Source organism: Nocardioides sp. NPDC057772, from assembly GCF_042798075.1.
In the GTDB taxonomy this organism is placed as follows: domain Bacteria; phylum Actinomycetota; class Actinomycetes; order Propionibacteriales; family Nocardioidaceae; genus Nocardioides.
In genome coordinates this window covers 1-10,572 of record NZ_JBHVKN010000179.1, presented here as the reverse complement: position 1 = coordinate 10,572, position 10,572 = coordinate 1, and the positions used below count along the sequence as shown (strand labels likewise).

General features: G+C 70.3%; 8 protein-coding genes. 4 read left to right on the top strand and 4 right to left on the bottom strand.

The features are described from left to right. Window positions 1–173: 173 nt before the first annotated feature. The 3 genes from ACFVJS_RS22135 to ACFVJS_RS22125 form a co-directional block, all read right to left on the bottom strand. Window positions 174–2,042 (bottom strand): DUF5719 family protein, encoded by a 1,869-nt coding sequence (locus ACFVJS_RS22135; protein ID WP_378884967.1) that lies wholly within the window; start codon window positions 2,040–2,042, stop codon window positions 174–176. Then, on the bottom strand, window positions 2,039–4,945 hold the full coding sequence (locus ACFVJS_RS22130) for a glycosyltransferase (RefSeq protein WP_378884964.1): 2,907 nt from the start codon (window positions 4,943–4,945) through the stop codon (window positions 2,039–2,041). The genes ACFVJS_RS22135 and ACFVJS_RS22130 overlap by 4 nt, the downstream gene beginning before the upstream one ends. A 188-nt stretch (window positions 4,946–5,133) precedes the next feature. Continuing rightward, window positions 5,134–5,388 (bottom strand): WhiB family transcriptional regulator, encoded by a 255-nt coding sequence (locus ACFVJS_RS22125; protein ID WP_008361238.1) that lies wholly within the window; start codon window positions 5,386–5,388, stop codon window positions 5,134–5,136. A gap of 352 nt (window positions 5,389–5,740) precedes the next feature. On the opposite strand from ACFVJS_RS22125, the gene cofD reads away from it, so the two are divergent. Genes cofD through ACFVJS_RS22110 form a run of 3 tightly spaced genes read left to right on the top strand, consistent with a single transcriptional unit; the run spans window position 5,741 to window position 8,534 of the window. Beyond that, entirely contained in the window at window positions 5,741–6,754 is a 1,014-nt protein-coding gene (cofD, locus tag ACFVJS_RS22120; protein ID WP_378884961.1) for a 2-phospho-L-lactate transferase, read from the top strand. Next, entirely contained in the window at window positions 6,751–7,710 is a 960-nt protein-coding gene (locus ACFVJS_RS22115) for a coenzyme F420-0:L-glutamate ligase (RefSeq protein ID WP_378884958.1), read from the top strand. The genes cofD and ACFVJS_RS22115 overlap by 4 nt, the downstream gene beginning before the upstream one ends. Before the next feature lie 41 nt (window positions 7,711–7,751). Next, window positions 7,752–8,534 (top strand): DUF3105 domain-containing protein, encoded by a 783-nt coding sequence (locus ACFVJS_RS22110; protein WP_378884955.1) that lies wholly within the window; start codon window positions 7,752–7,754, stop codon window positions 8,532–8,534. 80 nt (window positions 8,535–8,614) lie between these two features. Here the strand turns inward: ACFVJS_RS22110 and ACFVJS_RS22105 are convergent, their stop codons facing one another. Then, window positions 8,615–9,691, bottom strand: a complete 1,077-nt coding sequence (locus ACFVJS_RS22105; RefSeq protein WP_378884952.1) for a mannose-1-phosphate guanylyltransferase — start codon at window positions 9,689–9,691, stop codon at window positions 8,615–8,617. Window positions 9,692–9,714: 23 nt separating this feature from the next. On the opposite strand from ACFVJS_RS22105, the gene ACFVJS_RS22100 reads away from it, so the two are divergent. Then, complete coding sequence (locus ACFVJS_RS22100; protein WP_378884949.1) at window positions 9,715–10,425, top strand: TIGR03089 family protein; 711 nt, start codon at window positions 9,715–9,717, stop codon at window positions 10,423–10,425. The last annotated feature ends 147 nt before the right edge of the window (window positions 10,426–10,572 follow it).

The following is a 10,572-nucleotide window of genomic DNA, read 5'->3' as shown; positions in this document are numbered from 1 at the left end:
GCCAGATCTTTCTCGACATGGTCCGGTGTCAAGGATCGCCGAAGGCGACCGGCGAAGCCGGCGCCCGCAGGGCGTCCTTGACTCCGGACGCCGCTGAGAACACCCTCCCGTAACGGGTCGGCGGCAAACACCAACCACAAGGGACAGCGGCAAAAGCGCGCGGAAAGAAGGACTCAGGGCTCCAACGGCAACGGCAACCCTGGAGCAACCCCGGCGGTGCGTACCTCCGAGCGCAGCGGACGGAACGGGACGACCGCGTCACCTTCGCCGCTCATCACCACAGCGGCATTGACCTCGACACCCTCGGGCACCAACTGGATCAGCGCGGCCTCCGCGGGCACCTCGATCTCGGCGCCCAGTCCCGGACCGACCTCGACGGACTTGGCCTTGAGCGCCTTGCCCTTCGCGGTCACCGGAACCACCTTGACCGTGCCGCTGCTCCCGGTCTTGGCGACCGGGCCGGCGATCACGACCCGCTTCTTGCCGACGCCGGGACCAGCCGGGACGACCACCGCGGTGGCCTCCGAGACCGTCTCGGTGGCCGTGGTGATCGCGACGTCGCCGCGGTCCACCGAGCGCATCGCGGTGGTGACCGGGCCGGTGGCGACGATCTCGACACCGTACGCGTCGCCGGCGCTGTCCTTGCCGAGCAGCTTGGTGAGGTCGACCTGCGTCTGCCCGTTGGGCGGCACGCTGATCTCCGGGGCGCCCTCCGGGGTGAGCACGTTCTTCGGGGTGAGCAGACGCAGCTCGGCGCTGACCTGGGCGTCACCCGGGTTGGCGACGGTGAGCGTGCGGCTCGCGGCGCTGTTGGGGTAGCCGACCAGCAGGTTGGTCTCGGCCGGCGTCGACTGGCCCGGGAAGTAGTCCTCCTTCGTGGCCCCCGTCTCGAGCGCGACGGCGCGGTCACGCACCATCACGCCGGCCTGGCCGCGTACGACTGTGGTCTTCAGGGACAGCTCACCCTTGCGCGGGATGACGTGGAGCAGGTCGAAGGTGCGGGTGGTGTTGCCCGGGATCGCGACGCCGCGCAGGTCCTCGGGGACCGGGACGACGCCCTTCTCGTCGTAGAGCGAGATGTCGACGGTGGCCGCACCGCTGTTGGGATTGGTGAGCTCGAGGACCGAGTTGTGGGTCGCGCCGGCGCCGACGCCGGGGAACCACGCCTCGGCCTGCGGAGCCACGCAGCCCGTGGCCGCGAGCGGCTTGGCCGTCGAGCGACCGGCGACCAGGCCCGGGGCGACCTCCTTGCCCGCCCTGATCACGACCGAGCCCGGCTTGGCGGATGTGGTGGTCACCTTGCCGGACCCCACGGTGGCCTGGGCACCCTTGCCGGCACCAGGGCCACTGAGCGTGACCTCACCGGAGCCGTCGGCGGCGTTGGTGACCGCGACCTCGTCCGCGCCCGACTTCGGCTTGCCGGGGCACACCACGGTGGCGGCCTTCGGCGCGCTGCTGTCGGCGGCGAGCGTGGGCTGTTCCCACTGGTGGGGCCGGTTGAGCAGCAGGGCGACGGCCATCGCGCCGATCAGTCCCAGGGCCACCAGAGCGGTGTTGTCGAGGCGGCGTCCGCGCTGCCTGCGTACGCGACGCAGCCGGGGTCGCGCCGCTGCTGCCGCCGCGGCCGCAGCCGCCATCCGGCCTCCCTTGCCGCGCTGCGGCTCGGCCTCGGTCTCCGGCTCCGGCTCGCCGGCCCGCATCTCATCGGGGGTCGGCCAGGCCTCGTACTCAGGCTGGAAATCGCCCTGGAAATCGCCCTGGAAGTCACCGGCGAACTCGCCGGTCCGGGTGAACTCACCGGTCTGATAGTCGCCCTCGTAGGGCGGCGGGTAGCCGGTCTGGGCGAGCATCTGTCCGGTCTCGGGGCCGGGCACGTACGGCTCCTGGGCGTAGAGCTGCTCCGGGGTGTAGCGCTCCGGCGCCTGGCCCGTCTGCCCCGTGTAAGGGTCGGCGTAGGGGTCCAGCATCCACGGTTCTTGGCCGTAGACGTCGTCGGCCTGCGGCTCGTGCGAGCGGTCGTAGGGGTCACGTGAATGGCTCATGCCGACTCCCTCCTCTGGATCAGCGTCGGCAGGCAGAGGACCAGGACCACGAACAGCCCGATCCCGGCCAGGACCAACAGGATCGTACGGATGATGGACTGTGACTCGGTCACGCCCGGGTTGCTCGGCTCGGAGTCGAGCAGCCAGGCACGCGTCGAGCGCTCGACGGTGCTCGCTTGAGTCACCGAGCCGGAGGCGTCGATCCCCTCGGCGACCGAGGAGTCGGCCGGCCCGGGCATCACGATGTAGGCGACGCCCTGGGCGGCCAGGTCGCTGATCACCGCGTCGTCGGGGTCGGCTGCCAGACGGCGTACGACTCCGGTGAGCTCGGTGGAGCCACCCGCGAGCTGGGCGATCTCGTCCTCGCCGAGGGTGATCCCGTCGTTGCGCAGAACGGCGTAGCGGATGCCCTCGTCGACCGAGCCACGGAGCACGAGGACGCCGTCCTCCGGACCGAGGGTGGTCGAGGTCGGGTCGAGCATGTAGGACGGCACACCGGTGTGGCCGAGGGCGCGGGTGTTGTCGGTGAGGTCGCCGGAGCCGGCGTAGACGAACCAGCCGAGGCTGCCGACCACGCCGATCGCGGCCACCGCGGAGGCCGCGCCGACCATGATCTTCCGCAGCCCGCTGAGCCCGTCGAGGATGGCCCCCTGGGCGCCGAGCACGGCCGCGACCACCGCGAAGCCCTGGATGGCGACCAACGGGAAGCCCCAGCCGACGCGGGCGATCCCGGCGTCGAGGTGGATCGGGATCCAGGACAGCAGCATCGTGACGACGGCCGTCGCGACGGCCCCGATCCAGCAGACCAGGACCGGGATGCGGGTGCGGCTGGGGATCAGCGCGAGCACGGCCAGCAGCGGCAGCGCCAGGCCCAGCCACCACGGGGCGCCGAGGTCGGCGCCGTCGAGCCCGGTCAGGCGGCCCACCAGCAGGTCGAAGCCACCCGCGGCCGGGGCCGGCAGCCGGCCCGGGTCGAGCAGCAGCCCGGCCCAGCCGCCGGAGAAGATCAGCGGCAGCCACCACGGGATCAGCAGGCCGACCGGCGTCGCGATGGCCGCAGCGGGCGGACCCCACTGGTCGCGGTCGCGCAGCACGGCGGGCATCAGCCGGCGTACGGCGATGAAGATGACGGCCGCGAAGACGGCCGCGACGAGGAAGGCCATCGGCGCGAAGGCGGTGATGACGGTCAGCAGCAGACCGGTGCGCCAGCCGGCCCGCCAGCGGCGGTCGGCGACCGGGTCGCTGAACCCGAGCGCGGCGTGGGCCAGCCACGGCAGCAGCGCACCGACGACGACCGCACCGATCCGGCCGTCGCCGAAGGCACCACTGACGTAGGGAACCAGGGCGTAGGCCGTCGCGCCCCACAGCAGCAGCCAGCGCGGCGCACCGAGGTGGCTGATCAGCCGGCCGGCGACCCGCAGCAGCCGCCACGCGCCGCCGAGCGCGATCGGGAAGCTGAGCAGCATCACGGCGGTGACCGCCAGGCTCGGGTTGCCGCCGAGGAACGTCGCGAGCACGGCCAGCGGGAAGACGTGGGGCGGCGCGGGCACGCCGGTGCCCTGGGAGATCGCGTGCCAGGACTGGAACTGCAGCTGCCACCAGTCGCCGACGTTCTGGGGCGTGGGACCGAGACCGCTGCCGGCGACGCCACCGAGCGCCGCACGCGCCCCGACGACGCCGAGGATGCCGACGATGACCAGGAGCACCGCGACCGGGTTGGTGAACAGGCGCACCAGCCAGCCGGTCTCGGCCGGGATCTCGTCCTCCTCGAGCTGGGCGCGCTCGGCCTGTCGTTTGGCCGCGAAGGAGGCCGGGTCGGCCTCGGCCTGCGCCATCTGACGGCGTTCGGCGATGTCGGAGGCCTGCAGGGTGACCGCTGTTGCCACGTCGGAGACGAAGTCGAGACCGTGACGGTAGGGAAGCCACGGCGGAGGCAGCAGCGCCTTGACGGCGTCCTTGTCAGCGTGCGCCTGCTTCCGGCGGCGTCGCTTGGCGAGAATGATCTGGCCGGTGTGGCCATAGATCCAGCCCAGCGCGGCCAGGTCGTCGAGCGCCGCCCCGGGGTCACGCACGAGGACGAAGCCGAGCATCCGCCACAGGGTCTGGAAGAAGAACCTGACCATCCACAGCGCCAAGGTCCCCGGCCTGCCGTTGACCAGCAGGGTGTAGAGCGCAGCCCGGCGCTCCTGGTAGTGGATCCGGCGCCCCGTCAGCTGCGTCTTGCGTACGCCGCGGTGGGCCGCCTCCACGTGGAAGACGACCGCGTCGGGGACGGCGATGGTCGTGAAGCCGGCGTTGGCGGCCCGCCAGCCCAGGTCCATGTCGGTGCCGAGGACCGGGAGGTGCTTGTCGAAGCCGCCCAGGTATTCGAGGACCTCGCGGCGGATCAGCATGCCGGCGGTGTTGACGGCCAGGACGCGGCGTACCTCGTCGTGCTGGCCCTGGTCGTACTCGCCGCGCTCCAGGCCGGTCTCGCGGTTGCCGGTGACCGAGATCGAGACACCGAGCTCGAGCATCCGGCGCAGCGAGGGCCACTCGCGGATCTTGGGGCCGAGGATGTCGGCCTCCGGGTATTCCTCGGCGGCGTTGAGCAGCGTGGCCAGAGCGTGCGGGTCGGGGGTCGAGTCGTCGTGGAGGAACCAGATCCACTCCGGCGGCTGCGCCGCCTGGTGAAGGATCGCCAGCGCTTCGTTCGCTGCGTCGGCGAACGTGGTCGACGCCGGCATCTGGACGACCTGGGCGAAGGTGTCCTCCAGGATCTCCACCGACCGGTCGGTCGAGCCGGTGTCGATCGTGACGGCAAAGCTCACCGGAGCCTGCTGGTTCCGGATCCCGTCGATGACGGTCGGAAGCCAGCCGGCGCCGTTATGAGAGACGAGGACGAGGGCGACCGACGCTTGCACGATCGGCAACCCTAGTGCCCATCTGGTGATAGACCGAATGGACCTGTCGGGCGATCGGCGATATCCCCCTGGGCATGAGCGGCCTCCTTGGGGCTCCGCGACGTGGATTGCGAAGCAATCGGCCAGACAAGACAGCAGGCCCGGACCTTGACGGTCCGGGCCTTGCTGGCTCGTGCTTGGTTATTGCCTCAGACTGCGCGCTTCTTCAGCTTGCGGCGCTCCCGCTCGGAGAGTCCACCCCAGATTCCGAAGCGCTCATCGTTGCCCAGAGCAGACTCAAGGCAGTCCTGGCGCACCTCGCAGGTCTGGCAGACCTTTTTGGCCTCCCGAGTCGATCCACCCTTTTCAGGGAAGAACGCCTCCGGATCCGTCTGCGCGCACAGGGCGCGCTCCTGCCAGCCCCCTTCGTCGGTGTCCGGCTCGAGGAGAAACAGCTCTCTCATCGTCTTTCCGACCTTTCGACCCTATTCAGCTTGTTTTCGGGACCGTGACCCCATCTTGGGCCAGTCACCTCCATGCCATCGGCAGGTAACCGATCCCCCCGTTTTTTGCGGGAACTGCCTCTGTTACGACCGAGATCGAGGTTTTGATGCAGTCCCCAGTACGAAATTTCCCGAGATTCGCTGCGCCGTCTCCAGCGCTGACGGTCCCCGGTTCAATTTCGAATCACACTGATGAAATTACATGCCTGTCGGTGCCACAAGTCAACCCTCAAATCTGCTAGGGGCGCTTCCACGCAACCTTTCGGCACCGGCTGGAGCAGGGGTGCTGGCCCTCGTCTGAGAGGCTAGGACCATGCGCGACATCACCGTTCTCTCCGGCGGCCATGGTGGCTCGAAGTTCATCTCCGGGCTCCTCCACGGCATCTCTGCCGGCCGCGTCCCGGGCATTAGGGAAGATGCCCGGGTCACCGTGATCGCCAATACCGCCGACGATCTCTGGATGCACGGCGTCAAGGTCTGCCCTGACCTCGACACGGTGATGTACACCCTTGGCAACGGATTCGACCACGAGCGCGGTTGGGGCCGCAAGGCCGAGTCGTGGTCGATCAAGGAGGAGCTCGAGGCCTACGGCGTGCCCGGCACCTGGTTCGGACTCGGCGACCGCGACATCGCCACGCATCTGGTGCGCACCCAGATGCTCGAGGCGGGCTTCCCGTTGTCCCAGGTCACCGCGGCGTTGTGCGATCGCTGGCTGAAGCCTGTATGGGGCGACCGGGTGCAGCTGCTGCCGATGACCGACGACCGTGTCGAGACCCACGTGGCGGTCAAGGACGAGAATTCACCCAGTGGACTCTCCGTCGTTCACTTCCAGGAATACTGGGTTCGCCTACGAGCCGGTGTCCCCGTCGAGAAGCTCATCTTCGTGGGGCAGGACGAGTCGAAGCCGGGTCCCGGCGTGATGGACGCGCTGCTGAAGTCCGATCTGGTGATCGTGCCTCCGTCGAACCCGGTCGTCTCGATCGGGACCATCCTCGGCGTGCCCGGGATCCGGGAGGGCCTGGTCGCCACCTCGGCCCCCGTGGTCGGGATCTCGCCGATCATCAGCGGTCATCACGTACGCGGCATGGCGGAGCAGATGCTGGCAGCGATCGGCGTCGACGCGACCGCCGCCGGAGTCGGTCTGCACTACGGGAAGCGGGGCTCGGGCGGCGTCCTCGACGGCTGGCTGGTCGACACCGCCGACGCCGACGCCGTTCCCGCGCTGACCGCGTCCGGGCTGAAGGCGGCCGCTGCCCCGCTGTGGATGTCCTCCGACGAAGCGACGGCCGACATCGCCGCTGCCGCCGTCGGGCTGGTCACCCGATGACGGGCATCACCGTCACCGCACCCGACGGCGTACCCGAGGTGCGGAAGGGCGACGACCTGGCCGGCCTGCTCCTCGACGCCCTCGAGACCCCGCTGGCGGACGGCGACATCGTCGTGGTCACCTCGAAGGTGGTCTCCAAGGCGGAGGGTCAGGTGCGAGAGGGCAACCGCGACGACGCGCTCCCCGGCGAGACGACGCGGGTGGTGGCCCGGCGCGGGCCGACCCAGATCGTGCGCAGCCGGCTCGGGCTGACCATGGCCGCGGCCGGGATCGACGCCTCCAACGTCGAGGCCGGCCACATCGTGCTGCTGCCGCTCGACCCCGATGCCTCCGCTCGCGCCCTGCGTGCCACGCTCCGCGACCGCACAGGCGCCAACGTCGGCGTGATCATCACCGACACCGCCGGGCGGGCCTGGCGCGACGGCCAGACCGACATCGCGATCGGCGCTGCCGGGATGGAGGTCCTGGAGAGCTTCGCCGGCCAGGTCGACGCCTACGGCAACGGCCTCGTCGTCACCGCCCCCGCCGTCGTCGACGAGATCGCCTCGGCGGCCGAGATCTCCCAGGGCAAGCTGGGCGCGCGGCCGTTCGCCGTCCTGCGCGGGCGGGCGGACCTGGTCCGCGAGCCCGGCGACGACGGGCCGGGGGCGAGCGCACTCATCCGCCCCGAGGGATCGGACTTCTTCGGCTTCGGTGCCCGCGAGGCGGTCGTACGCGCCCTCAAGGGCGCCGCCGAGGACCAGGCCCCGTTCGGCGCTCCGGCGAGCGCCGAAGAGCTCTCCGCGGCCGTCGCGGAGGTGACCGGGACCGCTCCTGTGGCCCACGGGGACGGGCTCCGCGTGGACGGCGCCGACCCCGCGCTGGTCGCCGTGCTGGCGTTCGCGCACGGCTGGCGATGCGAGCGCGCGGAGACCAATCGCGGGGCAACTTCCCTTCTGCTACCACTGACCACCTAGAATCTGCGCGTCCCGACTAAAGACCCGAGGTACGCCGAACAGTGGCCAACAAGTCGCTCAACAAAGACCGCCGTGCGGTCATCAACGACATCCGCAAGAAGCAGGGTCGCGCAGAGCGCGTCCGCGGTGCGGCGATCGTCGGTGTCTGCGTCGTCATCGCCCTCGCGATCGTGGGTGCCGCAGCGTGGGGTCCGATCACGGACTTCTTCAAGACCAGCAAGTACGACGACGTCGCACTGCAGGACATCGGGAAGAGCACGAAGGCTGCCGGCTGCCAGAAGATCACCGAGATGGCGGCCGACGGCAACCAGAACCACATCGCCACCGGCACCGAGCAGACCTACACCACTGCTCCCCCGGCGTTCGGCCCTCACTGGAACGAGGCCAACGTCGCGCCGGCCGACATGTCGCGCAAGTTCTACACCCCGGGCGACCGCCCCGACCTCGAGGCGCTGGTGCACAACCTCGAGCACGGCTACACGATCGTCTGGTACGACGAGACGGTCTCCGAGGACGAGCTGAACACGCTCCGGGCGATCGGTGACAAGTTCGCCGGCACCTCCAACTTCCGCTACAAGTTCATCGCGGCCCCGTGGACCGCTGCCGACGCCAAGGAGACTGCGGTCGCCGGCGACAAGAAGACCGAGTTCCCCGCGGGCACCCACATCGCCATGACGCACTGGTCCGCCGACCCGGCCAACCCGACCGAGGCGTCCACCCAGAAGGGCGTCTTCCAGTACTGCGAGAGCGTCTCCGGCGAGGCGATCAAGGACTTCATGCAGAAGTACCCCTACACCTCCAGCCCCGAGGCCCAGGCCATGTGATGGGTCCCTCCGGACGTACGAAACGGCCGTCTCCCTTCGGGGAGGCGGCCGTCTCTCATCTCCTCCGCCGGTCGAGCTGGTCAGGTGAGGTCGGTGCGGTCGGAGTCCTTGAGGGCGGCGACGATCTTCTTGACCTGCTGGGCGTGGGCGCGGGTGGTGACCAGGACGGCGTCGTCGGTGTCGACGACGACGATGTCCTCGAGACCGATGAGGGCGATGGTGCGGCCGGAGTGAGGCACCACCAGGCCGGTGGAGTCGAGGGCGTGGACGAGGGTGTCGTCACCGAGGATCGTCGGGCCCTCGGGCGAGGCGATGGCGGCGGCCTGGAGCAGCGTCGCGAGCGAGTCGAAGTCGCCGATGTCGTCCCAGCCGAGGTCGGCGGGCACCGTGGCGACCTTGCCGGCCGCGGCGGCCGGCTCCGCGACCGCGTGGTCGACCGCGATCTTCGGCAGGGTCTCCCACAGCTCCTCGAGCCGCGACGGCTCTGCGGCGATGGCCCGCAGCCGGTCGGTGAAGCCGGGGTCCGTCTCCGCGAGCAGGTCGAGGAGGACGGTGGGGCGGACCACGAACATCCCCGCGTTCCATCGGTAGCGGCCGGTCGCGAGATAGCCCGCCGCCACTTCGGCCGACGGCTTCTCGACGAACTCGTCGACCAGGTAGGCGCCCCTGTGGCCGTCCAGCGGCTCGCCCTCGGCGATGTAGCCGAACGCGGTCGAGGCGAAGGTCGGCGAGATACCGATCGTCACCAGCCAGCCGTCCGCCGCGACCGCCGCGGCGCTGCGTACGGTCGCGTGGAAGTTGTCGACGTTGCGGATCACGTGGTCGGCGGCGAAGGAGCCCATCACCGCGTCCGGGTCGCGCCGCTCCAGGAAGGCAGCGGCCAGGCCGATCGCGGCCATCGAGTCGCGCCCGCTCGGCTCGGCCAGGATCGCATCGTGCGGCACCTCCGGCAGCTGCTCGCACACCGCTCGCTCGTGCACCGCGCCGGTCACGACCATGATGCCGTCACAGACGGGGTCGAGACGGTCGTAGGTCTCCTGCAGGAGCGTACGTCCGTGGCCGGTCAGGTCCCGCAGGAACTTCGGCTCCGAGGACCGCGAGAGGGGCCACAGCCGGGTGCCTGCGCCGCCGGCGGGGATCACTGCCCAGAACGTCATGGCGCACACCTTAGAGTTTCGACGTGAGCAGCTTCCCCGAGACCCTCGCCCGAGCCCTGCGGACCGACCCCGGCGGCCCGTTCGTGACGTTCTACGACGAGACGAGCGGCGAACGCCAGGAGCTGTCCACCACGACGTACGCCAACTGGGTGGCCAAGGCGTCCGGCCTGCTCGTCGACGAGCACGGCCTCGAGCGCGGCGACAGCATCCGCATCGATCTGCCCACCCACTGGCTGGCCACCGTGTTCCTCGGCGCGGCCTGGAACACCGGGCTCGTGGTGACCGACTCCGAGAGCCCCGACGCCGTCGTCTGCGGCCCCGAGACCGTGGCCGCCTGGGCCGACGGAGCCGGGAAGCGGCCGACGCTGGCGTGCTCGCTCCTGCCGTTCGGCGTACGTTTCGCCGACCCGCTCCCCCAAGGCGTCCATGACGTCGGGATCGAGGTGTGGGGACAGCCGGATGCGTTCACACCTTTCGACCCACCGGAGACGGACGACGCAGCCGTCTCGTGGACCGACATCGAGACGAGCCACGCGGCCCTGTTCGGAGGCGACGGGAACAGCGCGCGCCTGCTCACCACCGTTCCACCGGCGTCACCGGTTGGCGCAGAGCTCCTGGCCGCCCTGCTCGTCGGAGGCGGCTCGCTGGTGCTGGTCACCAACGCGACCGAGGACCGACTGCCGATCATCGCCTCCAGCGAGCGCGCCACGCGGCTCCCGGACCACTCGTCGTGATATCTCGATACCGCGCGGATATCGGCTCTCGATAACGCCTCCGCCTGACGCGGGTATCCGGCCTTCGGCCCTGAAGGGCACGGCCACCGGAGTGTTCGCCGGCGTCATGTACCACGACTACCTCACCGGTCGCAGCTCCGGCAGTGT

What these genes read in the sequence shown, in the direction of transcription:
- ACFVJS_RS22135 (WP_378884967.1), bottom strand. Translation starts at nt 2,042, where the DNA reads ATGAGCCATTCACGTGACCCCTACGACCGCTCGCACGAGCCGCAGGCC.
- ACFVJS_RS22115 (WP_378884958.1), top strand. Translation starts at nt 6,751, where the DNA reads ATGACGGGCATCACCGTCACCGCACCCGACGGCGTACCCGAGGTGCGG.
- ACFVJS_RS22105 (WP_378884952.1), bottom strand. Translation starts at nt 9,691, where the DNA reads ATGACGTTCTGGGCAGTGATCCCCGCCGGCGGCGCAGGCACCCGGCTG.
- ACFVJS_RS22125 (WP_008361238.1), bottom strand. Translation starts at nt 5,388, where the DNA reads ATGAGAGAGCTGTTTCTCCTCGAGCCGGACACCGACGAAGGGGGCTGG.
- cofD (WP_378884961.1), top strand. Translation starts at nt 5,741, where the DNA reads ATGCGCGACATCACCGTTCTCTCCGGCGGCCATGGTGGCTCGAAGTTC.